The following is a 26,220-nucleotide window of genomic DNA, read 5'->3' on the forward strand; positions in this document are numbered from 1 at the left end:
CGGAAGTGCGAATCGTCGTCACCAACTGCAACACCACGCAGGAGATGACCGAGGAGATCGTACGAGGTGCCCGGGCCGCGGCAGGCCCGGGCACCGCCGTGACCGGGCTGACCCCCCAGTGGGGACCGGAGTCGGCCGAGGGCTGGCTCGACAGCTACCTGTCGGCGGCTGCGGTGATCGACCTCCTGCGGACCTACGAGGGCCCCGCGTACGACGCGGTCGTCATGGCCGGTTTCGGCGAACACGGACGGGAAGGCGTCCGGGAGTTGGTCGACGTCCCCGTCGTCGACATCACCGAGGCGGCGGCCCATCTGGCCTGTCTGCTCGGCCGGCGCTACGGCGTGGTCACCACCCTGGAACGCTCCTGCGGCCAGATCGAGGACAGCCTGGAACTCGCCGGCGTGGGCCGCAACTGCGCCGCGGTCGTCGGAACGGGGCTGAACGTCCTCGAACTCGGCGACGCGGAGCGCACGGAGGCCGCCTTCGTGGCCGCCGCGGAGAGAGCCATCGCCGCGGGCGCCGAGGTGCTGGTGCTGGGCTGCGCCGGGATGACGGGGCTGCAACGGGCGGTGGGGGAGAAACTCGGGCTGCCGGTGGTCGACGGGGTCGGGGCCGCGGTGAAGCTGGCGGAGTCGCTGGTGGGGTTGGGGTTGGGGACGAGCCGGGTGGGCGGGTATGCACGGCCGTTGGCCAAGGGGCGGGTTTGGGGGAGGCAGGTGGGGTGAGGGGTTTGCGGCCCTGCGGGTGGGGTGTGGGCGGCGATGCGGTGGCGCACGGAGCCGGTGAGGGGGTGTCGTCGGGGTGCGTCGGCGAAGCCGTGGCGCACCGAGCCGGTGAGGGGGCGCCGTCGGGGTGCGTCGGGGACGCCGTGGAGCATCAAGCCGGGGAGAGGACGCCGTCGGGGTGATCCTGGCGCGGTCCCGTCGGCGGTGCGTCAGGGCCAGGGGCGGTACGACCGCACACTTCCGTCGGGACGTGGCGCCGCCCCCGCGTCCCCCACACCTCCTGATGCTCGGCGGCGGGAACGGGAGTCGCCGGTGTTCGGGTCGTCGTCGGTGGCTGGTGGCCGGGCTCCGCGTACCGTGCTTGCCGCCCTCCTGCTCCTCGGGTTGTGCTGCACCGGCGCTTCGGGAGGGGAGGCCGAGCCGTTCTGGACGGACCCCGACTCCCCGGCCGCCCGGCAGGCCGCCGAGTGGAGGCAGGCGGGACGCGACACGGAGGCCGCCCTTATGGACCGCATCGCGACGCGCCCCCAGGCTGAGTGGCTGAACGGCCCGAACCCCGGTCCGGTGGTCCGCGCCCGCACCACCGACGCCGCCCTGGCCGGACGGACCGCCGTACTCGTGGCGTACTACATCCCCCACCGCGACTGCGGCCTCTTCTCCACCGGAGGCGCTCCCAGTGCGGCCGACTACCGCGCGTGGGTCGACGAGTTCGCCGACGCCCTCGGTGACCGCGGCGCCTACGTGATCGTCGAACCCGACGCCGTCGCCCAGGTGGTGGCCGGTTGCACCCAGGTCGTGGCCGAGGACCGCTACGCCCTGCTCGCCTACGCCGTCGACCGCTTCACGCAGAGCCCGCACACCCACGTGTACCTCGACGCCGGCAACTCCAGCTGGATTCCGGAGGCTTGGCGCCTGGTCGACGCGCTCACGGCAGCGGGCATCGCGCAAGCCGACGGCTTCGCGCTCAATGTCTCCAACTTCCAGACGAACGAGGCCAGTTCCACGTACGGCGACTGGCTGTCGGCGGACCTCGGCGGCAAGCACTACGTCGTCGACACCAGCCGCAACGGCAACGGGCCGTACTCCGGCACCGACAGCTGGTGCAACCCGCCCGGCCGCGCCCTCGGCGAACCCCCGACGACGCAGACGGGCAACCCTCGCCTGGACGCCTACCTCTGGATCAAGCGCCCGGGCGAGTCCGACGGCACCTGCCGGGGCGGGCCGGCGGCGGGCAGCTGGTGGCCGTCGTACGCGCTGGAGCTGGCCCGAAACGCCCGCGGCTGATGCTCACCAGGTCGCTCACGGCCGCCATACATACCGCACGTCCGGCTCCCGCTCCTCGTTCCCCCTCCCGTCCGTGTGCTCGACCGCGACGAAGCCATGCCGCTCGTAGAAGCGGTGGGCGGGCTTGTTGATCTGGAAGGTCCACAGCTGCAGCCCCCGCGGACTGCGCTCCTTGGCGAGCGCGACGAACCGGTCCCCGATGCCCCGCCCGCGCCAGTCCGGGGCGAGATAGAGCTGGGAGAGCAGGTCGCCGTCGAGCACCATGATCCCCACGATCTCCCGGGCTCCCGCGACCTCCCGAGCCCCCACAACCTCCCGCTTCCCGGGACCAGTCGTCCCCACAACCTCCCGCTTCCCGGGACCGGTCGTCTCCGCGACCTCCTGCTTCTCGGGACCGGTCGTCTCCGCGACCCATGTCTCCCGCAGCGGCACGACCACATCCCGGATGTAGCCCCGCACCTCGCCGTCGGACCGTGGTCTGACGACGGTCGGCAGCGCGGCATCGAACGACCGCAGCCAGACGTCGGCCGCCGCGGCGGCGTCGGCGGGGGTGGCGCGCCGTATCGTGACGCCCTGCGCGTCGTCGTTCATCACGCCTCCTCCGGGACCGCGGCCGTCGCCGTGATCTCCACCAACTGGCCGCTGTACCCGAGGCAGGCCACACCGATCAGCGTCGACGAGTGCGGTCCGGTGCTGAGCCCGGACGCCTCCACGACCTCCCAGACGGCGGAGAGGACCGAGGTCTCCTGGCTCACGACATACACGTCGGTGTAGAGCACATGGGCCAAGTCGCTGCCGATCGCCCGCAGTTGCTCCTCCAGGTTCGCGATCACCTGCTCGGCCTGCCGCACCGGGTCCCCTTCGCCGACGAGACTGCCCTGGGCATCGAGCGGCACGGACCCGGCGAGAAACGCGAGCTTCGTGCCGGCCTCGACGACGGAGGCGTGGGAGTAGGTGGGCGGCGGGAAGAGGGCGGGGGCGGTGACGCGCCGGATCATAGGGGCTCCCGAGGTTCTGGACGGCGGACGGACAACCCGGCGATCATCCAAGGGGTGGTTGGGCAGCGCATCCAATTTTTCCGGCAGGGCCGTCCGACCCGGCCGCAGCCCGCGCCCCCGCTCCGCCGCCTCGACCCGCTCGACGCGATAGAGCCGCACCGGGGGCGCCGCTCTGACCCGCGGATTCACACTCAGCCGGTCCGGCGGCCCGAGCAGCCAGTGGACCATGCTCCCGGCCCAGCCCCGCATGCGCAGTCCGGCCAAGGAGACGTACCGCCGCCCGTCCTCTTCATGCTCCCCGCGACCCACACTCGCCATCGCTGCCTCCCCCGTGGCACACCACAGCCTTCCGGCCGCGGCCGCCGTCACGTTCTGTGACGACGCATCCCATTGAAGCGCGTCCCACTGACAATCGCCCGAGGCCGCGGCCTCCTGTGGATAACCGCTCGACGGAAACGCGTGGCGGCTGTCAGCCTTCGTCGGACGGCGCTTCGCGCGACGGGCGTCGGCAGCCGCAAGGTGCGCTCGGTCCCAGGAGGCTCATGCGTGTCCCGCACCACCCATCACGTCCCCAGCCGGCACCGCACCCTCCCCGCGTTCTGGTCGCTGGGCCTGCCTGGCCCCTGGACCGGCAACGCCGTCCCTGAACTCCGTTACACGTACGAGGAGTTGACCCGAGCCCACCGCGAGGGCCGTCGCCCCATGCCGAGTCGAGTCGTGCGGAGCTTCACCTCGTACACGTACCCCCGGGCGATGAACGACCGCGTGAGCAGCCCGTACGAGCGCCGTGCCCGCGCCGCACTCCAGGCCTTCCGGTCCACCGCACGCCTCGAGTTGCGTGCCGCTCCCGCGGAGGCGCTGCTCCTGACAGCCGAGGAACTCGACCATCCACCAACTCGGCATCGGCACCGGGACCTCTGGTAAGCCTGAGCGTGATCCCCGTGTCGGACGGCCGTTCAGGCCGCGAGCCCGAACCTCCGGCCGCCGAGCGCGATTTCACGCCCCTGAACCGTCAGGACCCCTCTGACCTGTGGGGGGGGGACCCCGCCCCCGAGGACCGAGGAGTCGGCAGGTCGATGAGATCGCTGACGTCCGCCACCTCCTGAAGGGTCCGGGCCAGCGAGACGAGGGTCTGGCGGACCTCGCCGATCCGCTCACGCAGCGTGCCCGCGTGTTCCCACTCCCGCTCCCACGCCACCGGATCATGTCCCTCCGGCCGCTGCGACTCGTACGCCGTCAACCGCGGATGCCACGACGCGAGCAGCGGGCGCAGGACGCGGTTGAGGACCGTGACCGCGAGGACGCCGAAGCTGACATGGCCGGGGGCCAGGGGAGGGGCGACGTCGGGGCCGTAGCGGCGGAGTATCTCGCGGGTCGTGTTGAAGAAGGTGTAGAGGGAGGACAGCGCCTCGCGCAGGAAGCCCTCGTCCGGGTCGAGTTCCTCGACCGACACGCGCGTGACGAGTTCCAGGTACAGCTCCCAGGCCGCACTGCGTTCCGCGTCCGCCGGCTCCCACGTACCCGAGATCTCGCCGACGAACGGAATCGTCAGCTTGGCCGTGACCTGAGCCGGGCCGCCCGGTCGGCGTCGCCTGCGCTGCCTGTTTGCCATGATCGACCTCCCCGGTACCCACAGTAGGGTAAGTCGCCGTGTGGGACGTCTTCCTCAGCTACAGCCGCAGCGATGTGGAGCGGGTCCGTCCGCTCGCGCGGGCATTGCGCGGCGGGGGCCTTCGGGTGTTCACGGACGAGACCGGCGTCGCGTCCTTCGCCGGCATCAGCGACACCATCCGGCGTGAACTGGCCCGTTCCAAGGCCCTGCTGGCGTACTACTCCACCGGCTACCCCGAACGCGAGGCCTGCCAGTGGGAGTTGACCACCGCGTATCTGGCCGGACTCGGCGAAGGCGACCCGCGGCGCCGGGTCATGGTCGTCAACCCGGAACGGGGGACCGGACATATCCGTCCCGTCGAACTGCGGGACGCCCGGCACGCCTCGGACGACGATCTCGCCGCCCTCGTCGACGACGTACGCGCGCATGTCGCCAGCCTCGACGGCCCCATGCCCGTCCGCGAGTTCGACGTACGACGCCGACGGCCGGGCGCACCGCGGCCGCACCCCGGCTTCCTGGGCCGCCTCGCCGAACTGTGGCAGGTGCACTCCGCGCTGCACGCCCACGCCGCGCCCCTCGTCACCGGCCGCGCCGCCGCCCACGCCGTCCAGATCCGCGGCATGGCCGGCATCGGCAAGACCGCTCTCGCCGAGGAGTACGCGCTGCGTTTCGAGGCGGCATACCCGGGCGGTGTCTTCTGGCTGAACGGGGAGGCGTACGACGACTCGCTGCGCGGGCTGGGCATCGTCGAGCCGTACGACCACTTCGAGGCGGCCGGCGAACCGTTCCTCTGGATCGTCGACTCGGTCCCCGCCGGCCGGCTCCCCGCGCGCGAGATCAGCGGCATGGCGGCACCGCACCCGCTGGGCCACACCCTCTTCACGCTGCGCAGCAGGGCGTACGACGGACTCGGCACCGCCGTGGACCTCGGTCCCCTGGACTCGCCTCACGCGCGCGTGCTCGTCGACGGCGACGACACGCTCGCGGAGGCGATGGGCGGCCACCCCCTCGCCCTCACGCTCCTCGGCCGGGCCGTCGCCGCAGGTCACGAGGCCAGTGCGCTCTATGACCGGCTGCACGCGCGCGGTGGCTCGCTCCTCGACACGCTGGCGGGCGAGGACGTGACCGCCGCTCTCGTACGCGACGTGGACACGCGGGACGCCGCAGATGCGCTCCGCTGCGCCGCGGCGCTGCACCCGCTGCCGCTGACCGCCGAGGACGCGGAGCAGGTGCTGGCCGCCGCCGATCGCGTACCGAGGGCCGTCGCCCACCGGCGTGCCGACAACGGCATCGCCGAACTGCGCGTACGTGGTCTGCTCACGCCCGTCGCCGACGGCGGCTGGCAGCTCCACCCGGTCACCCTGCACGCCTGGCACCACCACGATCCGGCCCCGGCCCGCACGGAGACCCTGCGCCGAGCCGCCCTGCGGACCCTGTGCGCCCGCCGCGACCCGGTTACGCTGGCCTTCCCCGGTGGCCGAAGGGAGGCACCCATGACCGCGCCCAGCGAGTCGGAGCGGATGGCCGCCTTCGACATCCAGGTCGAGCTGGTCACGAGGATCGGCGTGCAGGAACTGGCGCCGGGAACGGGCAGCCTCCGCGAGGCGTTGACGTCCCTGAAGTCGCTGATCGACTTCACGCGCGCGACGCTGCACACGTACAGCGTCGGTCTGGAACGGGGTTCGGCCGGCGGCGCGCCCACGGTCCAGAGCCTCGCGTACGGCCTGATCAACGACGTCATCCGCCCCTTCACATCGACCTGGCACCCGCGCCTGGCCGCGTACGAGGCCCGCTGCCCGACGGACACGGCCCCACTCGACCACGAGACGGCCTGGCCGGAGGCGGACGCCATGCGGGCCGAACTTGCCGCGCTGCAAGGGCCGTTGCGAACGATCGCCGACCGGCTGGGCGGGATCTCGGGGGCGGACTTCGGGGTGGCGACGGGCGCGTGATGGCGTAGAGGGGGGTTTCGGGGTGGTGGCGGCGCGTAATCGCGTGGAAGCACGCCACCCGGCTTCGTACGCTGCCCCCATGCCCACCCTCTCCGACGCCGCCTTCCTCGACACCACCGCCGACCGCCTCGCCGCGCTCCCCACCGTCCAGGCCGTGGCCCTCGGCGGCTCCCGCGCCCAGGGCACGAACCGGCCGGACAGCGACTGGGACTTGGCGGTGTACTACCGCGGCCCCTTCGATCCCGCCGACCTCCGCGCCGTCGGCTGGGAGGGTGAGGTGTCGGACGTCGGCGGCTGGGGCGGGGGCGTCTTCAACGGCGGCGCGTGGCTGACCGTCGACGGGCGCCGCGTCGACGTCCACTACCGCGATCTCGACGTCGTGGAACACGAGTTGGCGGAGGCGGAGGAAGGGCGGTTCCATGTGGAGCCGCTGCTCTTCCATCTCGCGGGGATTCCCAGCTACTTGGTGGTGGCCGAGTTGGCGATCAATGAGGTGCTGCGGGGTGATCTGCCGCGCCCGGCAACTTACCCGGAGAAGCTGCGCCATGCAGCGAGCGACCGCTGGCACGGCACGGCTCGGGCGACCTTGGCTTACGCGCGCGCCAACCACGCCCCCTCGGGCCGTCTGACGGAGACCGCAGGGGCTATTGCCACGGCCGTCGTACAGGCGGGACATGGGGTGTTGGCGGGACGCGGAGAATGGGTCACCAATGAGAAGCGGCTGGTGGAGCGGGCAGGTCTGAGGTCCGTGGACGCCGTCGTCGCATCGCTCTCTGCGGAGACAGGCGTGGACGCGCTGAGTCAGGCGATCGATCAAGTGCAGGCGCTGTGTGAGACGGCGGTAACCTGAGGCTCTGCCTGATGAAGCGGTGTCAGGTCCAAGAGCCGGCCGCGGTCAATCTCAGCCTCTCGCTCCAGATTCGGTATTCGCCGTCGATCGCCGGATCGACCGGGTCCAGGCTTACGTGTTTCCTTTCGGATCCGTGGTGATCCGTAGTGGCGTGTCATCCGTCGGTGCCATGTCGTGGGGCAGGCGCTGTCAGCGGAGTCGCATGTGGGTGCGTGAATCGAATACGTGACCTTTCTGGGAGTGTGTCGTTGATCGGATGACAGCACCGGGTGAAGGGGGAGGGGCCGGTGAGCCGGAGGCTTCCGCTCGGTGAGCGTGAGACGGCCCGCACCGCCTGTGCACGTGGTCTGCTGCGGACGGGTGTGGTGGAGAAGACGGGTGCGGTGCTGTCGGCCGCCGTGCTCGCCGAGCGGGTGGGCTGGGCTGCGGATCTGGTGTCCGGCATGGCCGCCGGGCTGCTGGCCGCGCACTGGAGCGCCGTCGATGTGGGCCTACTGGCCTCGGGTGTGGATGCTGAGGGCCGCGGGCTGCCGTCGAACGCGTGGATGGCGCTGCGGCGTCTGGGCTGGACCACTGCCCCGGCCGACGGCATCCGTGTCAACGACCGGATCGTGCGCATGGCCCAGGAGCAGGCGGGGCGTCTGCTGCGGTCGGCGAAGTGGCGGGCCGACCTGACGACTGGAGTGATTGAGACGTGGCCCGCCGACCCCGCGAAGCGCACCCCAGGCGAGTGGGATGCCGTCCGCGAGGCGGTCCCCGAGGGCAAGCACCTGCCGTCCGGTGTGATCAGATCCCGGACCCGGCAGATCGCCGCCTTCACGGGCACGTACGGCCGCAAGCCGGCGGATGTTTTCGAGCTGGAGGCCGCACCCCGGGCTGCGCGGATGCTGCTGCTGTCCGCCTGCGACGGCCAGCAGGCCACCCTCGCCCGCGGTGATGATCCAGGCCGGGCGCTGCTGCGGCTGCAACTGCCCACCCGCCCCGATCCACGCTCCTATGGGGACTGGGCGTGGGTGGCCTGCCCCGTCACGCTCCCGCCCACCGTCCCGCCCGGCGCCCTGCTGCACCTGCCCACCCTGCGCGTCCGCTCCGCCCGGGTCCACGCGGACCTCGCCTACACCCATGCCGTACCCGCCGCCCGGAGCACCGGGCACACCGTGGCGCTGGGCGTGGACTGGGGTCTGAACACCTTGCTCAGCGCAGGCGCCGTCCGGCTTCACGACAACGGGACGATCACCGCGCTAGGAGCCGGTGCCCAGTTCCGGACGGCCGGTGTGCTGGCCAAGCAGCACCGGCTGCGCCGTCAGGGCGAGCAACTGCACGCCAAGACCGACCACTACCACCGGCTTATCAACGACACCGAGAGCCATCACCTGACCGGCAAACACGCCGTGCTGGCCGAGGAAGTCCGTCATTTGTCGGACCGGCGCTCGAACCTCAACGACGCCCTGGCCCGGTCCGCCGCCCGCTGGACGGTCGATCAGGCCATCGCCGCCCGCGCGAGTGTCATCTACGTCGAGGACCTGCGGTCGATGGAGGCCCGGGGCATGGGCCGCACTCTCAACAGCCGCCTGTCCCAGCAGGTTCGCGGGCAGATCGTGGACCGGATGCGGCACCTGGCCGCCGAGGCCGGTGTCGCCGTGGTCACCGTCCCGGCCCGTGGCACCTCACGGCACTGCCCTCGCTGCCTGGTTCCGCTACGCCACCGCAAAGCACCCGACCGACCCACCACACCCGGCTGGAAATGGGCCCTGTGCCCCAACCTCGACTGCCGCTGGCAGGGCGACCGCGACACCGGCGCATGGCAGCGGATCGCCGCCCGCGGCCTCACCCACCAGACCAAGACCGTCATCGACCGCACCAGCAACACCATGGTCATCCGCAGCGTGGTTGACCAGCTCGAAGCCACCGCCGTGGTCGAAGCGGCCACCACCGCACCAGTCTGCTGGGACCGGTCCAAGACCGGACCCACCCGGCACGCAACTCCACGCCCCGCGCCCAGGCGACGCGGGGCACCCTCCCCCACCGGCCCGACAGGACCGGTGGGAAAGCGTCCGGAGGGACACGCTCACACGGGCCGGAGGCAGCTGCCCCGCGCAGCCCACCGGCACCAGGGCGTGACGACGATCAGCACACCCGCCACCCGCCGACACCGGCCGAGAGGGGCGGCACTGGGCGCGGGATTCCACCTGCACACCCACGCCACCCCACCACGGTGGGCAGAACCCATGCCAGACCCCACAGTTCGCATGGGTTCGCTTAACTGATCAGAGACGCTACGCCCTCGGGTCCGCTCCCGTTTCCGGAGCCCGCGGACCGTTGAGTTCATCCCGCGGACAGTTGAGTTCATAAAGAAAGCGGCCTTCGGGCCAACCGTCACATCCCCGAAATACGGCCGTCCCAACTTCTCCCCCCGCGCGATCTACCGTGGACATCTACCGCCCGGCCACCGTCGCCCGAAGGCACACCCCCGCCCTCGACCAGACGACAGGAGCCCAGTGTCCCGCCCGCTCGCCCTCCCGCCCTGGCTCGCCCACACCCTCCGCACCCAGCGCGGCCCCGTCCCCTGGAACGCTGTTTTGCGCGGCGCCCTCTCCGCCGGACCCCTCCTGCTCGCCGCCGTGCTCACCGACCGCACCTCCCTCGGTGTCGTCGCCGCCATCGCCGCGATGCTCGCCGGCATCAACGACCGGCCCGGCAGTCGGCGGGCCTCCGTGCAGCGGATCGGGCTCCCGGCAGTGGCAGGGGCACTGGGGATGCTCGTCGGGACGTACGCCGGACAGCACGTATCCGCTCTCCCTCTCACTCTTCTTCTCACCGGGCTCGGGCTGGTCGCGGGCGGCATGAGCGCCATCGGGCCCGTCGCCTCCGGCGCGGGGACGCAGCTGCTCGTCGCCTCCGCGATCGGGGCCGGGATGCCGCTGCCGGAGCCGGGCCCCGTGCGGGCGCTCGGCTATCTCGCCGGTGCCGCCTGGCTGCTCGGGCTGCGCCTGGCCCTGCCGACGCCCGGCTCGCTCGCCGGTGACTTCCGGTTCGACGGGGAACGGGAGGCGGTCGCGCGGGTGTACGACGCCGTCGCCGACCTCCTCGACGCGGTCGGCGCCGGCCACGCCACCGCGCGCCGCGCCGCCCTCACCGCCGCTCTCGACCACGCCCAGGACGCCCTCGCCGGGCCCCGACTGCGGCGTTACGCCAGCTCCGCCGCCGAACGGCGCCTGCACGCGCAGTACGCCGCCGCGCTCCCGCTCGCCGAGGCCGCCACCGCGCTCGCCTGGGCCGGCGAACCCCTGACCGGGCGGGCCTCGGCCGGTCCCCGGCGGCTCGCCACCGCCGTACGCGAGAACACGCACACCGGGCCGCTGCCCGCGCCCTCCCGGTCCGCCCCCGCGCTGCGCGCACTCGACGACGCCCTGCTGCACGCCGCCGAGGCCTTCGACCGCGGCAAGGGCGGAGATCTGCACACGCGTCGGAGGGCGGCCGGGGATCTGCTGCGGGCCGCGTTCGGCAGCGGCGGACGGGAGTACGGGCTGCGGGTCGCCCTCTGCTTCGGCGCCAGCGCCGCTATCGCCCAGGGCCTGCACCACTCCCACTGGTACGGGCAGCACGAGCACTGGTACTGGCTGCCCGCCACCGCCGTCTTCCTCGTCAAGCCGGATCTGGGGCCGCTGGTCTCGCGGGTGCTGTGCCGGGCCGCGGGGACCGTCCTCGGCGCGCTCGTGTTCGCCGCCTTCGCCGCCGTACTGCCCCGGCCCGAGGGGCTCATCGCGCTCGTCGCCGTGAGCGGGGCGCTCATCCCCGTCGCCACCCGGCACTTTGCCGCCCAGACCGCTGTGGTCACCGTCCTCGTGCTCGCCCTGGTGATGGTCGGCGGGGAACCGCAGGCCTCCGTGAGCCGGATCGGCGAGACGCTGCTGGCCTGCGCGCTCGTGCTCGTCGTCGGTCATCTGCCGATGCCGGGGCAGCGCGGCGGCGGAGTACGGGCCCGGCTCGGCGCGGCGAGCGAGGCCGCCCAGGCCTATCTCTCCCACGTCCTGCACGAGACGGACCCGGACACCCACAGCCGTCGCGTCCGCTGGACCCTGCGCCGCGAGGCCTATCGCACGCTCGCCGAGGCCCGTACCGCCATCGCCCTCGCCGCCGCCGAACTCCCGCCGCTCGCCCGGCACTCGGCGGGCGCGGGGGATGTCGTCGCCGTACTCGAGGAACTCGTCGACACGACCACGGCGTGTGCCGTGCACCTCGACGACTCGGGCCGACTCACATCGCGGCACACCGAACGGCTCGCCGGGTTGCTGGAGCAACTGGCGGAAGGGAAACATCATTTGCGGGTACGGCTGCCCGAACTGCCGCTGGCCGTCTAGCCGATCCGCATCCACACGGGCGCGTGATCCGACCCCGGCGCCCCTCGCCGCTCCGCCGGGTCCGGGCCCACCGACGGCAGCCGGGGGACCTCCTCGCCCGGCAGGCCGGTGCCTGCCGACGTCACCCGGAAGACCAGGCGATGGCTCACCAGGATGTGGTCGATCAGCTCGCGGCGCCCGGAGTTGAGGCGGGAGTAGCGTTGTTCGAGGGGGATCATGGGGGCGGTGCTCCAGAGCCGTTCCACATCCCCCTTGTCCGGCTTGTCGAAGCCGGGTGTGCCGATCTCGGAACCCTGCGGGCCGAGCAGGATCTGCGTGGTGGCCGCCTGCACCTCGTCGTTCAGATCCCCCAGCACGGCCACGTCCCGCTCCCGCCCGTCACCCGCCAGCAGCACATCGGCCAGCGCGCGCAACGCCGTCGCCTCCGCCGCCCGCCGGTACAGCGCGTACGCTCCGTAGCGCGCCCGTTCGCCCTCGTCGCGGGGCACGAAGCGGCCGCCCGGATACGACAGCAGCTTCGACTTCAGATGGCAGACCGCCGCCCGCAGCGGGCCGGCCTCCGTCGCCGCCTCCACCGCCAGGAAGCCGCGGCCCGCCTCCGCGGCCACCCCGCCCTCGTCGTCCGCCTGCACCGGACGCAGCCGTGCCGGGAACGCGTTCGCGTCGGACAGCACCTCCAACGGGACCCGGCTGAGGAACCCGACCCGGATGCCCCGGCTGTCCGGGTGCCGGGACAGCCCGGTGTGCCAGTCGCCGTCCAGCATGCCGACCAGGTCCCGCAGCGCCTCCGGCTCACCGACCTCCTGCACGCCCAGCAGCGTCGGGTCGAGGGCCGTGATCGTGGCGGCGAGGGCGGCGAGCTTCGTCTCGTACGCGGTCTTGTCGGCCGGGCCGAACGGGCCGCCGGGGCGGTACAGGTTCTCCAGGTTCCAGGTGCCGATGAGCATGCCGGTCCCCCTTCCGGACGGTGTGGTGAGGCCAGCGTGCTCGTCCGGCCGACGCGGCGACAGAGTCGGGACACGATGCGCGGTTCGGCTCACGCGGCCCGACGACCACGCCGTACGTTGGCGTGATGACCGACTCTCCCGCCGACCTCGTCATCACCGGATGCACCGCCCTCGTCCACGACGACGAGGAGCGCATCGGGTTCGAGGAGAACGCCACCATCGTCGTCCGGGGCGGTGTCATCGAGTCCCTCACGGCGACCGAACCGCCGCCGCCCGCCGCCGAACACATCGACGCCCGTGGGCAGGTGGCCATGCCCGGGCTCGTCAACTGTCACACCCACGCCCCGATGGTCGCGCTGCGCGGGGTCGCCGAGGATCTGCCGACCGAGGAGTGGTTCAACGACGTCGTCTGGCCCGTCGAGTCCAACCTCACCGAGCGGGACGTGGAGTTGGGCGCCCGGCTCGCCTGCGCGGAGATGATCCGCGGCGGCGTCACCTGTTTCGCCGACCACTACTTCTCGATGGACGCCGTCGCCTCGGTCGTCGAGGAGTGCGGCATCCGGGCGCACCTTGGCGAGGCCTACTTCTCCTCCCAGGGCCCTCAAGGGCGGGAGAAATCACTGGAGTTCGCGCTCCGGCACCGCGGCGGCGCCGCCGGTCGCATCACCACCGCCCTCGCCCCGCACGCCCCCTACACCGTCGATGACGCCGACCTCGCCGCCACCGCCGAACTGGCCCGCGCCCATGGCCTCCCCGTCCATCTCCACGCCGCCGAGAACCGCGACCAGGCCGACACCAGCCTCGAACGCCACGGCGTCACCCCCATCGAGGTGTTGGCCCGCACCGGCATCCTCGACACCGACGTCCTCATCGCCCACGGCACCGGCATCCTCGACCGCGACCTGCCCGTCCTTGCCGGTGCCGGCGGTCGGGTCTCCGTCGCCACCGCGCCCCGCGGCTACCTCAAGTTCGCCTGGCCCACCACCACACCCGTCCGCGCCCTGTACGACCTCGGCATCCCCGTCGGCCTCGCCACGGACGGCGCCGCCTCCAACAACTCCCTCGACGTATGGGAGTCGATGGCGCTCACCGCGCTCATCCAGAAGTCCACGACCGGCGACCCGCGTTGGCTGACGTCCCGCCAGGCTCTGCACCATGCCACCCTCCAGAGCGCCCGCGCGGTGGGACTCGGCGACACCCTCGGCACCCTCGCGCCCGGCCGCCGCGCCGACCTCGTCCTCGTCGACCTCAGCGGCCCGCACACCCAGCCCGTCCACGACCTCGCCGCCACCCTCGTGCACAGCGCCCGTTCCTCCGACGTCCGCACGACGATCGTCGACGGACGGGTCCTGATGCGCGACCGGGAGCTGCTGACCATCGATGTGCCCGGTGTCGTCAGGGAGTTGGGGGAGCGGATGCCCGCGCTTCTCGACCGGAGCCACGGCAGACGGATCCAGGACTACGACACCTGAGAGCCCGCCGGAAAAAGAATTTCCCGGCACAGCGATGAGTTCCGCCGCCGCCATCGGTCACCCCCCGAAGGGACCGTTGCACAGGAGGGTTCATGTCGCTTCCGGAGATCGTCTCGCGCGCGCAGTGGCGCGCGGCGCGCGGGGAACTGCTGGTCAGGGAGAAGGCGGCCACACGGGCGCGGGACGCGCTCAACGCCGAGCGGCGCCGGCTGCCCATGGTGGAGATCGAGGAGGAGTACCTCTTCGAGGGCGGCGACGGCAAGGCGACGCTGCTCGACCTCTTCGAAGGGCGGTCCCAGCTCGTCGTCTACCACTTCATGTTCGCGCCGGAGTGGGACGCGGGCTGCCGCAGCTGCTCGGCGTTCCTGGACCAGATCGGGCATCTGGCGCATCTGAAGGCGCGGGGCACCACGTTCGCGGCGGTGTCCCGGGCGCCGTACACGAAGATCCTGCCGTTCAAGGCGCGGATGGGATGGACCCTGCCCTGGTACTCGTCGTACGGCGGCGACTTCAACCGCGACTTCGAGGCGACCCTCGTGCACGAGGGGGAGCTCGTCGAGCGGCCCGGCGTCAGCTGCTTCCTGCGGGAGCGGGACCGCGTCTTCCACACGTACTCGACGTACGAGCGAGGCCTGGACGGGCTCGGCTCCACGACCAGCCTCCTGGACCTCACCGCGCTGGGCCGGCAGGAGGAGTGGGAGGAGCCCAAGGGGCGCGCGTCGGCGCTGGGGGCGCCCGCCGGGAGCGAGCGCGTCCGCTACCACGACGAGTACGACGATTGACGCGGAGAGTGCAGGAAATGACACGAGCGGTAACGGAAGTGACCGTTCGGTAACCGGTTTCTCACGCTGCGCGCTGAACCGGTGTCAACTACGTCTCAGTCCCGCAACTCAACGAGCCGTTCCGGGCCTCCAGAGCGTTAACTCCTTACAGAAGGACGCTTGATCGGAGGTGCAGGATGGTGAACGGGCGAAAGGTGCTCGAGCGCTTTCCCGCCGGTGGCCCGCGTGGCTCCTGGCCCGCGGAGGAGTTCGCGCACGCACGGCGCATGGAGGGCACGCCCGCCGAGGTCGTGATGGACCTCGCGACGGACGCGTTCCTGGTTGTCGTCCCCGCGGACACCGCGGTCAGCTCGCCTTCGGTGCCGTGAACTGGTCCGCCTGGAGCGAGTACAGCTCGGCGTAGACGCCGCCGGTCGCCAGCAGCTCCTCGGGGGTGCCCGACTCGACGAGCCGGCCCTGCTCCAGGACGTGCACCAGGTCCGCGTGCCGTACGGACGCCAGCCGGTGGGTGATCAGGACGACCGTCTGCCCGCTGCCCGCCAGGGCGCGGATCTTCTCGAAGACCTCCAGCTCGGCCCGCGCGTCCAGCGCCGCCGTCGGCTCGTCCACGATCAGGATGCGGCCGCGCCGGTAGGCCGCCCGCGCGATGCCGAGGCGCTGCCACTGCCCGCCGGACAGCTCGTGCCCGCCGCTGAAATGGCGGGCCAGCAGCGTGTCCAGGCCACGCGGCAGATCCGCCACCACGTCCTGGGCGCCGGCCTCGGCGATCGAGTCGGCCATCCGCTCCTCGGTCAGCGGCGCCGCCGACCGGCCGACCGCCACATTGACCCGGGCCGTGAACGGCCAGCGCTTGAAGTCCTGCGCCACCATCGCGATCCGCTCGGCGAGCAGATGCCGGTCCGCGTCCGCCGTGTCCACGCCGTCCCACAGGATGCGGCCCCGGTCCGGCTTGTAGAGCCCGGCCAGCAGCTTCACCAGGGTCGTCTTGCCCGAGCCGTTCTCGCCGACCAGCGCCACGATCCGGCCGAGGGGGAGCGTGAGCGTCACGTCGTCCAGGGCCGGGTGCGTGGACTCGCCCGGATAGCTGAACGTGACGTTCTCGAATCGGATCTCCCGCGGGTCCTCGGGCAGTTCCCGTCCGCCGACCGGGATCGCGCGCTGCTCGGCCTCGACGTACAGCCGTTGCAGATCGCCGACGAAGAGGGCCTCCTGATGGAGCTGGTTCACCTCCAGGACCAGGCTGTCCAGGCTGGCGGAACCCGAACGGATCGCGATCACCGCCGTGCCCGCCACCGACAGCGCCATCGCCCCGGCGAGCAGCAGCCCGCCGAGCGTCGCGTACGTCGCCACCGTCGCGAGCCCCGTCCAGAACGCCGCGATCAGCCCGGTACGGGCCGCGAGCCGGGCCAGCCGGGCCTGTTCCGCCTCCGCGACCTCCGACATGGCCCGGTAGTGGTGCAGCAGGAACGGGCCGACGCCGTGCACCCGGATCTCCGGCGCCGCGGTCGGTTCGGTGAGCAGCTCGCTGAGCAGATGACCGGCGCGGGCGTGCTGCACCCAGGTGTGGAAGGACTCGTACCGGCGCCGGGCGATCGTCAGGGCGCTCCAGGCGCTGGGCAGGGTCATGGTCACCAGCAGCGGCAGCAGCGCCGGGTGCAGCACGGTCAGCACGCCGGCCGCCGCGATCAGCGAGATCGCCGCGTTCATGACCCGGGTGGCGTAGGCGATCATGCGGCGGGCGGACGAGGCGCCGTACTGGGCGGTGTCCAGCAGTTTGTGGAAGGCGTGGTCCTCGATCGCGGCCAGTTCCACGGCGGCCGCCCGCTCCAGATAGCGCTCGGTCGCCACCCGCTCCACCTTCGGTTCCAGGCGTCCGGTGGCGTACGTCGACGCGGCCCGCAGCACCGCGGCCACCAGCATCACCGAGGCCATCGCGACGAGGGCGGGGACGGCACCCCGTAACCGCTCCTCGATCGAACCGCCGCCGATCAGCTGCCCCAGCACACTGTTCACGGCCAGCAGACTCACCGCCTGTGCCGCGCCCCGGCCCGCCTCGGCGCCGAGCACGACCTTCGCGGCCCGCCGGTCGGCCTGCCAGGCGAGCCGGAAACTGAGCGAGAGCAGCGCGGGCAGTTGGCGCACCATCTCCCGGAAGTTCAGCTGGAGCCGGGCGTCGGAGTGGCTGTTCCAGCCCATGTCGTAGCGCAGCGGCCCACCGAAGAGCAGCCGCTCCGACTCCGACACCTCAGGCTCTCCGGCGTCGCGCTTCTTCCCCACCGACGGCCTCCCCCGATCGTGGTCGGAGGGCCACTATCGCGGGAGGGGGTCGCCAGGGGCAGGGCGCGGAGACCGGCCGGGGTTGCGCGCGGGCGTACGCCTGTGCGGGCCCGCGGGGAGACGGAGGCTCAGGCGCTGACCGGTCGGGACCAGGCGGGTGTCGTCCCCGTCAGCCGGCACAGGGCCAGATACAGGGGAATCGGCGGGGTGTAAGGGACCGTGCCCTCCGGCTTGTGGATCAGGCCGGGGACGCCCGGGGCGTCGGGGACGATCGCGCCGGTGGCGTAGCGCGCGGGCGCGGGCCACTCCAGGGCGTAGTCGGAGTCCGACGGAACGATCCACCACCAGTGCGCCTCATCGGCGTAGACGCAGCCGACGCGGGGCAGCCGGGGCATCACCAGCGGGCCGAAGCGGGCGGGTACCGCCACCGCGTCGCAGCCCAGCGGGGCCGTCATGCCGTCGGGTACCGGGAGCCGTCGGGGGGTGACCGGCGTGTGCAGTCCCCGCCGGAGGCGGACCAGCGTGTCCAGGGTCATGACCTGGCCACCGGTCGCAGCCCTCAGAGCCATGGGCCCCCCGTCCCGTGGTGCGGCGCCGATCCGTGGTGCCGGGATGTGCCGTGGTGGGGGGCTTCCGCCCCGTCGTACCGGACTTCCGTGCCGTCGTGCCAGGGCGCCCCGTAGTGCAGGGTCTCGCTGCCGTCGTGCCGGGGCCTTCCGAGGTGCCAGGTCTCGGCGCCGGGGGGCCAGGGCTCGCCGCCGTGGTGGCGGGGGGTGCCGTCGTGCCGGGGAGTTGCGTCGTGCCGGGCGGCTCTCGCACCGTCGGGGCGGGGTATGCCCGCGCCGTGGCCGGGGAGCGCGTCGCTGTGCCCGGATGCTCCGGTGCCGTGGCCGGGTATCGCGTCGCCGTTCATCGGTATCGCGTCGCCGTGTTCCGGTAGCGCGTGGTGTCGGGCGTCGGCGTCGTGGCGAGGGCTGGTGTCGGCGTCGTAGCGTGCGTCCGCCTTGTGCAGGGCGTCCGCCTCGTCGTCCTCGCCGCCCGAGCCGCCGGCCGGGCCGGGCTTGGGGCGGGCTCCCCAGCCGAGGTCGTTGTGCGGGCCGGTGCCGGTCCCCGCGGTGTCGCCCTCACGGGGCAGGTCCGCCCAGACCAGCAGGCCGGGACCGTGCTCATGGGTGCCCCAGGAGTGACACAGGGCGTCGACGAGAAGCAATCCCCTCCCGTGCTCCTCCTCGCCCCGCGGCGCGCACGGGTGCGGCTCGCCCGGGGCGCAGCCCTCGTCCCGCACGGCTATGCGCACCAGGTCGTCGCCGTCGTGCAGCTCGCAGACTATGTGTCTGCTCGCGGTGTGCACGATGGCGTTGGTGACGAGCTCGGAGACCACCAGGGCCGCCGTGTCGCAGGTGTCCTCACAGACCGCCCAGCCGTTCAGCCGGGCGCGCGTCAGCCGTCTGGCCTGCGCGGCGGAACCCGGATGTGCGGCCAGCTCGAACCGGAACCGGCGCTCGGCAGCGGGCCCGGCAGAGCGGCCTGCTCCCGATGCGGCACCGAGGCTGTGGGGGCCTGCGGCGGCGTCTGTTCCTAAGGGCGCGGACGGAATCACGCTTGCCACTATCGCCCCGCCGTGAACACTTGGCAAGTGTCACTCTGAAAATTGCAGAGTGCTGTGTGACGGTCTGGAAGGCCGTGGCACACTGCTCGCAACAAGCACGTCGAGCGGCGCCAGTTGAGATCACCGGAGATCCGACCAGGTCTTCGAATAGGTCTTCGAATGGCGCCGTCCGGCTGCCAGGATTCTTTTGCACAGGTTTTTCGGGTCCCCGGGCCCCCGGGACGTCCAGGAGGTGGAGGGTGAGCGAGCCGCGGTCCGCGCCGACGGTCGGCCAGGTCGTCCTCGGCCGGCGCCTGCTGGACCTGCGCGAGCGCGCCGGTCTCAAGCGCGAGGAGGCCGCCAAGGTTCTCCGCGTCGCCCCGGCCACCGTCCGCCGCATGGAGATGGCCGAGGTCGGCCTCAAGATCCCGTACCTCCAGCTGCTCCTGAAGTCCTACGGCGTCTCCGACGAGGAGGCCGACGCCTTCGTGCAGCTGGCCGAGGAGGCCAACAAGCCCGGCTGGTGGCAGCGGTACCACGACATCCTGCCCGGCTGGTTCTCGATGTACGTCAGCCTCGAGGGCGCCGCCAGCCTCATCCGGTCCTACGACCCGCACTTCGTGCCCGGGCTGCTCCAGACCGAGGAGTACGCCCGCGGTGTGCTGAAGTCCGGAGCCATCGGCCAGACCCGGCCGGAGGACATCGAGCGCCACGTCGCCCTGCGAGTACAACGCCAGGAACTGCTCACCCGTCCCGATGCCCCCCGTTTCTGGGCGGTCATCGACGAGACCGCGCTGCGCCGCCCGGTGGGCGGCCCGGAGGTGATGCGTGCCCAGATCGACCGACTGCTCGAGGCCACGAAGCTGCCCAACGTGACGCTGCAGGTCGCCCCGTTCGCCAACGGGCCGCACCCCGGCACGTACGGGCCCTTCGTGCTGTTCCGATTCGCCGTGCCGGAGCTTCCGGACATGGTTTACAGCGAGTACCTGACCGGCGCCGTCTACCTGGACGCGCGCGCGGAGGTGGCGACCCACCTCGAGGTCATGGACCGCACGGCGGCGCAGGCCGCTACGGCACATCGCACGAAGGAGATCCTCCGGGATCTCCGCAAGGAGCTGTGAATGGATCGCATCAAGCCGCGCATACCGGTCTACAACGGCATGCCCGCGCGGGAGTTGGGCAGCGAGGGCTGGCACAAGCCGTGGAGCGGCGGCAACGGCGGCAACTGCCTGGAGGCGATGAAGCTGGCCGACGGCCGGATCGCCGTCCGCCAGTCGACCGATCCGGACGGTCCGGCGCTGATCTACACCACGGACGAGATGACGGCTTTCATCGAGGGCGCGAAGGCAGGGGAGGCGGACTTCCTGCTGTCATGACGTCAGTTGACACTTTTTAAGCAGTGGTTGGCATCGAGGCTCAGAACCAGGAGGCGATACGCCGGGGCGCGTCCACCAGCCGGCTCACGACCACCACGGGCAGCGGCGGCTGCTCGGCCTCCGCGGGGCTCAGGTTGAGCCCGTAGTAGATCTGCTCGATCGAGGGCGGTCCGACCGCGAGATTGCGCCGGACCGCCTGGGCGGACGACTCCTCGCCGGTCTGCACCAGATACGCCGCCGCCATGGTGCCCGTACGGCCCACACCCGCACCGCAGTGCACGAACACCGGCCCCGACGCGTGGGCGACGGTGTCGAGGAACTCCCGCACCTGCTCCGGCTTCGGCGTCTGACCGTCCCGGATGGGCAGGCGTACGAGCTTCAGCCCGGCCTTCGCGGGCTCGGCGAGCTGGGCCGCGCTGAGGTCCTCGGCGCGCAGGTCGACGACCGTGGTGATGCCCATCGCGGCCAGGGCCCGATACCCGGCGGGCGAGGGGGCCGCGCCGCGCCACAGATGACCCTGTGTGTCGACCGGCTGGAAGTTGTGGACTCCCTGCACGGTCCGGGTCCCGGCCGGTGCCGGGGTCTCCTCCCGCATCCAGTACGACAGCGCCAGGATGCCTCCGGCGCCGGCCGCCCACAGGACGACGTAACCGAGCACGACGGCGAGGAGAACCCGCAGCGTGCGCCGCTGGAGCGGCCGCTTGTGGAAGGCGGGGCGGGGCAGGGTAGCGGTGAGGACAGCCATGGGCGACCCGGGGGAGTGGGGGACGTGGGTGCTTTCGCATGGTAGCCCGTCACCCGATTGGCCGTCTTGTCCGTGTACGCGATGTTATGTGGCCTTTATGTCCGTCCTGAACCGTTCTACGGCCGCTCAGTCGTCGTCGGTGTCCGCGTCCCCGATGCCGACCACCGTCAGGTGCGCGCGTTCCAGGGTCGCGTCCTCCAGGCAGCCGCGCAGCCGCATCCGGTCGTGATCGGTGAGCGCCGGCCGTACCACCCCGGCGTACAGCCCGTCGCCCAGGTCGCCGAGAGTCGCGTGGCGCAGCGGCACGGAGGTGGAGTCGCGGCAGCGTTCCCAGACCTGCTCGGCGGCCAGGGCCCGGCGCTGTGTCGTCACGTCCGGTCCGCGCATGTCGACCCGGACCACGACCGAGGTCGCCGCGCTGTCGTCGGCGTTATCCTCCCGCGTCTGGGTGAAGTGGGCGAGCCCCACGACGAGCCCGCCGAGCAGGGCCACGCCGAGCGTGCCGACGGCGGCCGTGCGCACCGTACGGCGCCGGTCGCGCCGGACGCCGTACGGCGGCAGGTCCGCGAGGTCCTCCAGGTCGTCGGGTGAGGCGGGGTCGGGTGCGGTGAGGACGGCCAGCCGCCCGGCGAGGCGGCGCTCGGCGGGTCTGGCCGTCGCCGACGCGATCCGCTGCACGACCCAGGCGAGCCCGGACAGCAGCACGCCGGTGACCATGAGGACGGGCACGAAGACGTACGTGCGCTCCGCCGGGTCCTCCAGCCACCGGAACCGTCCGGGACCGGCGGCCGGTTCGGGGGCGCCGCGCAGCCGGGCGAGCGCGTCCTCCTGGCGGGCGGCGAGCTCACGCTGGCGCCGGTCGCTGTCGCGCAGCCGGTCCTCGATCCGGGTCAGCCGCCCCAGCAGCACGATCCCGAGCAGCATGACCTCGACCACCAGCAGCAGCACCCCGCACAGCATGGCCCGCTGCCACTGCCACCGGTACAGATAGACGACGAGGTAGGTCCCCGCCCCGGCCGCGGCGAGGCCTCCGAAGAGGTAGGCGATCTTCCTCATGACGCGCCCCCCACCGCATCTCTCAGTACGACCTCCGTCGCGTCGCCTGGGCGTACGTCACCGGTCGTGCCGTCCACGGTGAGCCGGGAGCCGGGCGGGAAACGCCGTACGGCGTCGGCGGCGCCGACCACCACCGGCAGGCCGAACTCGCGTGCCAGCACGGCGAGATGGGACAACGGGCTGCCGGTCTGCGCGACGAGTCCGGTGAGGCCGGGCAGCAGCGGCGCGAGCGCGGGGTCCAGCGTCCGTACGACGAGCACCGCGTCCGCGGGCCGTGCCCCGGTCCCGTCCCACACCGTCCCGACGGCCCGCCCACCGGACACCCCGCGCCCGCCGTCCCCGTCCCGGCCGCCCCCGCGCTCGGCGACGACCTTGCCGTCCGCCAGCCGGAACGCGTCCGGCAACGGGGCCGACTCGACGGACGGCATCCGCTCACCGAGATCCCCGGGCAACGCCCCACCGTCGAGCGCGTCGGCCAGCTCCCGCCACCGCAACAACGCCACCCGTCCGTCCCCGACCCCCAACCGCCGACCGGCCTCACGCACCAGCCTGACCTGCAACTCCTGCACCCATCGGATACGGAGGCGCAGGGCTTCTCGGGGTGGGAGAGCGGGGGTGGCTGCCGTCGAGGGGGAGCGCGTCGGTACGGCATCGGGGTTGCGTGTCGGCACGGACGTGGCTTCGTGGGCCCGTACGACATCGGGCTTGTGTGCCGGCACGGACGTGGCCTCGTAGGCCCGTACGGCATCGAACTCCTGGGTCGGTACGCCAGCAGCCCCGGCGGCGCCCGTGCCCATCGGCTCCGGCAGTCGCCCCGGCCCGCGCAGGCTCGGTGCCGTGAGGGCCAGCACCACGGGGTGGGTGGCGATGATGTGGTCGTCCGGCAGGTGGTGGGCGCGGGCCTCGGACAGGGCGGTCAGGGCCACGCCCGCCGCGGTGCGGTTCTTCGGCGGGTCGTGCAGCAGGGCGCCCGCGAGGGCCTCCTGGGCGTGCAGGGACACCAGGACCGCGCGGGTCCAGCGCAGCTCGGCGGCCAGCGCCGGTGAGGGGAGCCCGGCGGGCGACGGGATGCGGGCCAGCCGGGCGTCGACGTCCGCGACGAGGTCCGTCGCGAGGCCGGGCAGCGCCGCGCTGAGACGGCCCACCCGCCAGGCGGAGCCGAGCCGGCGCGCGCCCGGCGCCGGGTTGAGCAGCGCGAGCCACCGGTGCCGCGGCGGGACCGCGCCCAGCAGGCGCAGGTCGGCCGCGGCCCGCCCGCCGACCGTGGTGACCACCGGCACCGCCCGCAGCAGCCGGCGCGGTGCGCTGCCCCCGATGTCCAGGGCGGCGGCGAGCCCCCGGGCCATGGGTGCCACCCACAGGTCCTCCTCCAGCGGCTCCAACTGCCCGGGCAGCGTCTCGGCGACCGGCCCGGGCCCGAGCAGCCGTGCTCCGCGCGGCGGTCGTGCCGCCATCGCGGTGATCGGCCGGCTCTGGAACAGCCACAGCCGCCCGTCCTCGTCGAAGCCGAACTCGATGTCCTGCGGCCCGCCGAACACCCGCCGGGCCCGCCGCGCGAGCCGCGCCAACCGGAACAGCTGGGAACGGGTGAGCAGGGGGTCGGTCCGAGGGGCCACGGCCGGGGGTTCCGCCCGCAGCAACTGGGAGCGGGTGAGGAGGGGGTCGGTCCGCGTGCCCGCGTCCGGCGGTTCCGTCCGCAGCAGCCGCCCGCGTCGGCTCAGCCAGTAGCTGGTCCCGGCCTGCTCCCCGCCGACCAGGCTGTCCGGACCGCCGCGCACCGCGCTGACCAGCATCCGGTCGGTTCGCCCGGCGACGGGGTCGGCCCCGAACATCACTCCGCCGACGCGAGCGGTCAGCATCGGCTGCACGAGGACCGCCATGGGTGCCGTGGACCCGTCGGGCCGGTGCGCCGAGTCGAGCACGGTCCGTACCGCCGTACGGAAGTCCCGCCAGCCGCGCACGTCCAGCACGGAGGCGAACTGACCCGCGAGCGACGACTGCTCGGTGTCCTCCTGCGGCGACGAGGACCGTACGACGAGGGGGAGCGTGCCGCCCTCGGACAGCTCGGCCCAAGCGCGCCGCAGGGCGGTCTCGTCGGTGGCCGCGCCGGCGGGTATCACGAAGCCGGGCAGCACCGGCAGCCCGGCACGGGCCGCGCGGGCGAGGTTCGCGGCCTTGGAACCGGCGGACCGGGGGACCGCGGCGACGGGTTGTTCCAGGACGACGGTCGCGTTCGGGGCGGCCTCGCCCCGCGGACCGTCCCCGTCGCGTGGGCCCTCTCCGTGACGTTCGTCGAGCGTCGTCATCGAACACCCTCCAGGACCGACCGCCAACAGGGGGGACGCGCGGGGGTGGCCCTGCGCCTGACGGCGGAACGAAGGATGGGGCGGACCTCTGCCGGACCCGGCCGGGCCGGGTGCGGCGGCAGCACGCCTCCTTTCTCGATGATCCCACCGCTGTTCCGTTCGATGTAGCCCGTAAGCCACTTTTCGGACAGATGCCAGAAGAAATCCGAACGCGGTAGGAGACGGCCTCCGGCGGCTGGTCCAGCCGCAGCAACCCCCGCCTCGTCCCCGGGCAGGAGCCGCGCAACACCGGGCTCATCCGAAGGCAGGAGGGGCGCCGGCCGCAAGGCGCTCCGCTGGAAGTGCGGTGAGGGGTCGTGGGTCCCCTGCGGCGCCGTCGTGGCATGTCGCGCAGTTCCCCGCGCCCCTTCAGGGCGCTGCCGAACCGCATTGGACTTCGGCGGACCCGCTCAGCCCGGGGGCAGTGACGCGCACAGTGCCGCCAGCGCCGCCCCGTACGCGGCCTCGGACGGCGTCGCGTACCCGACGACCAGGCCGTCCCGGGCGGGCATGTCCGCCGCCGAGGCCTCCGGATGCCGGAACTCCGCCAGCCCGTCGAGCGCGACGCCCTGCCAGACGGCCGCCTTGACGGCCGACCGCTCGGTGCCGGGCGGCAGCCTCAGCACCGCGTGCAGCCCGGCCGCGATGCCGCTGACCCCGACGTGCGGCGCGTGCGTGGCGAGCGCCGCGACGAGGCGGTCGCGTCGGCTCCGGTACCGCTGCCGCATACGCCGCACGTGACGGTCGTACGCCCCGGAGACGAGGAAGTCGGCGAGGGCCAGCTGATCGAGGACGCTCGCCCAGGCCTCCCGCTCGCCCTTGGCCGCGAGCACGCCGTCGACGTACCGCTCCGGCAGCACCATCCACCCCAGCCGCAGCGCGGGCGACAGGCTCTTGCTCACCGAGCCGAGGTAGATCACGCGCTCCGGATCGAGCCCCTGGACCGCCCCGACGGGCTTGCGGTCGTAGCGGAACTCTCCGTCGTAGTCGTCCTCCAGCACCACACCGTCACGCGCGCGTGCCCAGTCGACGGCCGCGGCCCGCCGCTCGGCGTGCAGCGGGCCGCCGGTCGGGAACTGGTGCGCCGGGGTGAGCAGCACGGCCCGCTCGCGCGTCAACCGCCCGACGTCGGCGCCCTGTTCGTCCAGCGGCAGCGGTACGGTCCGCACGCCGGCGCCCGCGAGCAGCTCACGGTGGAACGGCAGGCCGTACGCCTCCACGGCCAGGGGGCCTTTGAGGACTTGGGCGCTCTGGAAGAGCAGTCGCAGGGCGTGCGCGAAGCCGGAGCAGATCACGATCCGTCCCGGTTCGGTACGCACTCCACGCGCGCGTGCCAGATACTCCGCGAGCGCCTCCCGCAGCTCCACGCGCCCGGCGGGATCACCGGGCCCGAACACCTCGTCGGGCGCCTGCTGCAAGGCCCGCCGGTAGGAGGCCAGCCAGGCCGCGCGCGGGAACGTCGACCTGTCCGGCGTGCCCTGCCGCAGGTCGTGCCGCGGTCCACGCGCGCGTGGCGGCGACTTCTTGGGTACGCGCGCGTGCCCGGCCGCCCGCAGCGGCTCGGTCCGGTCCGCCACCCGCGTCCCCGAGCCCTGGCGCGCGGTGAGCCACCCCTCCGCGACGAGTTCGGCGTAGGCGTCGGCCACCGTGTTGCGGGCCACGCCGAGGTCGGCGGCGAGCGACCGGTAGGGCGGCAGCCGGGTGCCGGGGGCGAGCCGGCCGCTCCGTACCGCCTCCCGCAGGGCGTCGCCGAGCGCGGCCCGCCTGCTGCCCGGCCCCGTGAGCTCCAGATGCAGGTCCGTGCCGATCCGTTCCGCGGAATTGACCCACGATTTCGCCATGGAAATGCA

At 72.9% G+C, this 26,220-nt stretch carries 22 protein-coding genes and 1 pseudogene; 12 read left to right on the forward strand and 11 right to left on the reverse strand.

The genetic code is table 11. From position 1 onward, the window contains the following. The first annotated feature begins 5 nt into the window (after positions 1-5). The gene (locus tag IQ210_RS18945; RefSeq protein WP_194080217.1) at positions 6-725 is read left to right on the forward strand and encodes an aspartate/glutamate racemase family protein; all 720 of its coding nucleotides are present in this window, start codon (positions 6-8) and stop codon (positions 723-725) included. A 357-nt stretch (positions 726-1,082) separates the two neighbouring features. Then, a complete protein-coding gene (locus IQ210_RS18950; protein ID WP_407699710.1) occupies positions 1,083-2,009 on the forward strand; it encodes a glycoside hydrolase family 6 protein in 927 nt (308 codons plus the stop codon). Between the two features lie 15 nt (positions 2,010-2,024). Here IQ210_RS18950 and IQ210_RS18955 read toward each other — a convergent pair whose 3' ends face one another. Together IQ210_RS18955 and IQ210_RS18960 are read right to left on the reverse strand one after the other, a co-directional pair. Continuing rightward, complete coding sequence (locus IQ210_RS18955; RefSeq protein ID WP_228047983.1) at positions 2,025-2,600, reverse strand: GNAT family N-acetyltransferase; 576 nt, start codon at positions 2,598-2,600, stop codon at positions 2,025-2,027. Further along, positions 2,600-3,007, reverse strand: coding sequence for a RidA family protein (locus IQ210_RS18960; RefSeq protein WP_194080219.1), 408 nt, complete (start codon positions 3,005-3,007; stop codon positions 2,600-2,602). Before IQ210_RS18960 ends, IQ210_RS18955 begins: the two co-directional genes overlap by 1 nt. Before the next feature lie 546 nt (positions 3,008-3,553). Between IQ210_RS18960 and IQ210_RS18965 the strand changes: the two genes are divergently transcribed. Beyond that, positions 3,554-3,931, forward strand: a complete 378-nt coding sequence (locus IQ210_RS18965) for a hypothetical protein (RefSeq protein ID WP_194080220.1) — start codon at positions 3,554-3,556, stop codon at positions 3,929-3,931. Between the two features lie 88 nt (positions 3,932-4,019). On the opposite strand, the gene IQ210_RS18970 is transcribed toward IQ210_RS18965, so the two are convergent. Further along, positions 4,020-4,619, reverse strand: a complete 600-nt coding sequence (locus IQ210_RS18970) for a hypothetical protein (protein ID WP_194080221.1) — start codon at positions 4,617-4,619, stop codon at positions 4,020-4,022. Between the two features lie 38 nt (positions 4,620-4,657). Between IQ210_RS18970 and IQ210_RS18975 the strand changes: the two genes are divergently transcribed. The 4 genes from IQ210_RS18975 (at position 4,658) to IQ210_RS18990 (ending at position 11,782) form a co-directional block, all read left to right on the forward strand. Next, the gene (locus IQ210_RS18975; RefSeq protein WP_194080222.1) at positions 4,658-6,571 is read left to right on the forward strand and encodes a toll/interleukin-1 receptor domain-containing protein; all 1,914 of its coding nucleotides are present in this window, start codon (positions 4,658-4,660) and stop codon (positions 6,569-6,571) included. 79 nt (positions 6,572-6,650) lie between these two features. After that, positions 6,651-7,421 carry a nucleotidyltransferase domain-containing protein gene (locus IQ210_RS18980; protein ID WP_194080223.1) on the forward strand — a complete coding sequence of 257 codons (771 nt, stop codon included), beginning with the start codon at positions 6,651-6,653 and terminating at the stop codon, positions 7,419-7,421. 287 nt (positions 7,422-7,708) lie between these two features. After that, positions 7,709-9,688, forward strand: a complete 1,980-nt coding sequence (locus tag IQ210_RS18985; RefSeq protein ID WP_194080224.1) for a zinc ribbon domain-containing protein — start codon at positions 7,709-7,711, stop codon at positions 9,686-9,688. A gap of 231 nt (positions 9,689-9,919) precedes the next feature. Further along, positions 9,920-11,782: an FUSC family protein gene (locus tag IQ210_RS18990; RefSeq protein ID WP_194080225.1), complete on the forward strand. Its 1,863-nt coding sequence runs from the start codon at positions 9,920-9,922 to the stop codon at positions 11,780-11,782. Here IQ210_RS18990 and IQ210_RS18995 read toward each other — a convergent pair. Next, entirely contained in the window at positions 11,779-12,729 is a 951-nt protein-coding gene (locus IQ210_RS18995) for an endonuclease/exonuclease/phosphatase family protein (protein WP_194080226.1), read from the reverse strand. The two genes, IQ210_RS18990 and IQ210_RS18995, sit on opposite strands and share 4 nt — an antisense overlap. Before the next feature lie 125 nt (positions 12,730-12,854). On the opposite strand from IQ210_RS18995, the gene IQ210_RS19000 reads away from it, so the two are divergent. From IQ210_RS19000 to IQ210_RS19010, 3 genes are all read left to right on the forward strand, one after another. Beyond that, complete coding sequence (locus IQ210_RS19000; RefSeq protein WP_194080227.1) at positions 12,855-14,201, forward strand: amidohydrolase; 1,347 nt, start codon at positions 12,855-12,857, stop codon at positions 14,199-14,201. A 92-nt stretch (positions 14,202-14,293) separates the two neighbouring features. Beyond that, positions 14,294-14,983 carry a DUF899 domain-containing protein gene (locus tag IQ210_RS19005; RefSeq protein ID WP_194080228.1) on the forward strand — a complete coding sequence of 230 codons (690 nt, stop codon included), beginning with the start codon at positions 14,294-14,296 and terminating at the stop codon, positions 14,981-14,983. 176 nt (positions 14,984-15,159) lie between these two features. Beyond that, on the forward strand, positions 15,160-15,351 hold the full coding sequence (locus tag IQ210_RS19010; RefSeq protein WP_179143344.1) for a hypothetical protein: 192 nt from the start codon (positions 15,160-15,162) through the stop codon (positions 15,349-15,351). Here IQ210_RS19010 and IQ210_RS19015 read toward each other — a convergent pair. The 3 genes and pseudogenes from IQ210_RS19015 to IQ210_RS19025 form a co-directional block, all read right to left on the reverse strand. Next, positions 15,329-17,260 carry an ABC transporter ATP-binding protein gene (locus tag IQ210_RS19015; protein ID WP_194080229.1) on the reverse strand — a complete coding sequence of 644 codons (1,932 nt, stop codon included), beginning with the start codon at positions 17,258-17,260 and terminating at the stop codon, positions 15,329-15,331. The two genes, IQ210_RS19010 and IQ210_RS19015, sit on opposite strands and share 23 nt — an antisense overlap. Before the next feature lie 128 nt (positions 17,261-17,388). Beyond that, positions 17,389-17,829, reverse strand: a complete 441-nt coding sequence (locus IQ210_RS19020) for a hypothetical protein (protein WP_165951128.1) — start codon at positions 17,827-17,829, stop codon at positions 17,389-17,391. A gap of 431 nt (positions 17,830-18,260) precedes the next feature. Then, a pseudogene (locus IQ210_RS19025) lies at positions 18,261-18,896 on the reverse strand (ATP-binding protein); the annotation flags it as partial. A gap of 212 nt (positions 18,897-19,108) precedes the next feature. Between IQ210_RS19025 and IQ210_RS19030 the strand changes: the two are divergent. Together IQ210_RS19030 and IQ210_RS19035 are read left to right on the forward strand one after the other, a co-directional pair. Further along, positions 19,109-19,969, forward strand: a complete 861-nt coding sequence (locus IQ210_RS19030; protein WP_097262621.1) for a helix-turn-helix domain-containing protein — start codon at positions 19,109-19,111, stop codon at positions 19,967-19,969. Next, positions 19,970-20,224, forward strand: a complete 255-nt coding sequence (locus tag IQ210_RS19035; RefSeq protein WP_059197394.1) for a DUF397 domain-containing protein — start codon at positions 19,970-19,972, stop codon at positions 20,222-20,224. A 40-nt stretch (positions 20,225-20,264) separates the two neighbouring features. Here IQ210_RS19035 and IQ210_RS19040 read toward each other — a convergent pair whose 3' ends face one another. From IQ210_RS19040 to pdxR, 4 genes are all read right to left on the reverse strand, one after another. Beyond that, positions 20,265-20,969, reverse strand: a complete 705-nt coding sequence (locus IQ210_RS19040) for a fused DSP-PTPase phosphatase/NAD kinase-like protein (protein WP_194080230.1) — start codon at positions 20,967-20,969, stop codon at positions 20,265-20,267. A gap of 126 nt (positions 20,970-21,095) precedes the next feature. Beyond that, entirely contained in the window at positions 21,096-22,025 is a 930-nt protein-coding gene (locus IQ210_RS19045) for a hypothetical protein (protein WP_194080231.1), read from the reverse strand. Next, positions 22,022-24,331, reverse strand: a complete 2,310-nt coding sequence (locus tag IQ210_RS19050; protein WP_194080232.1) for a PEP/pyruvate-binding domain-containing protein — start codon at positions 24,329-24,331, stop codon at positions 22,022-22,024. The genes IQ210_RS19045 and IQ210_RS19050 overlap by 4 nt, the downstream gene beginning before the upstream one ends. 449 nt (positions 24,332-24,780) lie before the next feature. Further along, complete coding sequence (gene pdxR / locus IQ210_RS19055) at positions 24,781-26,211, reverse strand: MocR-like pyridoxine biosynthesis transcription factor PdxR (RefSeq protein WP_194080233.1); 1,431 nt, start codon at positions 26,209-26,211, stop codon at positions 24,781-24,783. Positions 26,212-26,220 lie beyond the last annotated feature (9 nt).

The organism is Streptomyces justiciae, assembly GCF_015163075.1.
GTDB lineage: Bacteria > Actinomycetota > Actinomycetes > Streptomycetales > Streptomycetaceae > Streptomyces > Streptomyces justiciae.

Excerpts from the sequence above, each read along its gene's own strand:
- IQ210_RS19000 (WP_194080227.1), top strand. The coding sequence starts at position 12,855 with ATGACCGACTCTCCCGCCGACCTCGTCATCACCGGATGCACCGCCCTC.
- IQ210_RS19020 (WP_165951128.1), bottom strand. The coding sequence starts at position 17,829 with ATGGCTCTGAGGGCTGCGACCGGTGGCCAGGTCATGACCCTGGACACG.
- IQ210_RS18970 (WP_194080221.1), bottom strand. The coding sequence starts at position 4,619 with ATGGCAAACAGGCAGCGCAGGCGACGCCGACCGGGCGGCCCGGCTCAG.
- IQ210_RS19045 (WP_194080231.1), bottom strand. The coding sequence starts at position 22,025 with ATGAGGAAGATCGCCTACCTCTTCGGAGGCCTCGCCGCGGCCGGGGCG.
- IQ210_RS18960 (WP_194080219.1), bottom strand. The coding sequence starts at position 3,007 with ATGATCCGGCGCGTCACCGCCCCCGCCCTCTTCCCGCCGCCCACCTAC.
- IQ210_RS19010 (WP_179143344.1), top strand. The coding sequence starts at position 15,160 with ATGGTGAACGGGCGAAAGGTGCTCGAGCGCTTTCCCGCCGGTGGCCCG.
- pdxR (WP_194080233.1), bottom strand. The coding sequence starts at position 26,211 with ATGGCGAAATCGTGGGTCAATTCCGCGGAACGGATCGGCACGGACCTG.
- IQ210_RS18995 (WP_194080226.1), bottom strand. The coding sequence starts at position 12,729 with ATGCTCATCGGCACCTGGAACCTGGAGAACCTGTACCGCCCCGGCGGC.
- IQ210_RS19035 (WP_059197394.1), top strand. The coding sequence starts at position 19,970 with ATGGATCGCATCAAGCCGCGCATACCGGTCTACAACGGCATGCCCGCG.
- IQ210_RS18980 (WP_194080223.1), top strand. The coding sequence starts at position 6,651 with ATGCCCACCCTCTCCGACGCCGCCTTCCTCGACACCACCGCCGACCGC.
- IQ210_RS19005 (WP_194080228.1), top strand. The coding sequence starts at position 14,294 with ATGTCGCTTCCGGAGATCGTCTCGCGCGCGCAGTGGCGCGCGGCGCGC.
- IQ210_RS18955 (WP_228047983.1), bottom strand. The coding sequence starts at position 2,600 with ATGAACGACGACGCGCAGGGCGTCACGATACGGCGCGCCACCCCCGCC.
- IQ210_RS19050 (WP_194080232.1), bottom strand. The coding sequence starts at position 24,331 with ATGACGACGCTCGACGAACGTCACGGAGAGGGCCCACGCGACGGGGAC.
- IQ210_RS19040 (WP_194080230.1), bottom strand. The coding sequence starts at position 20,969 with ATGGCTGTCCTCACCGCTACCCTGCCCCGCCCCGCCTTCCACAAGCGG.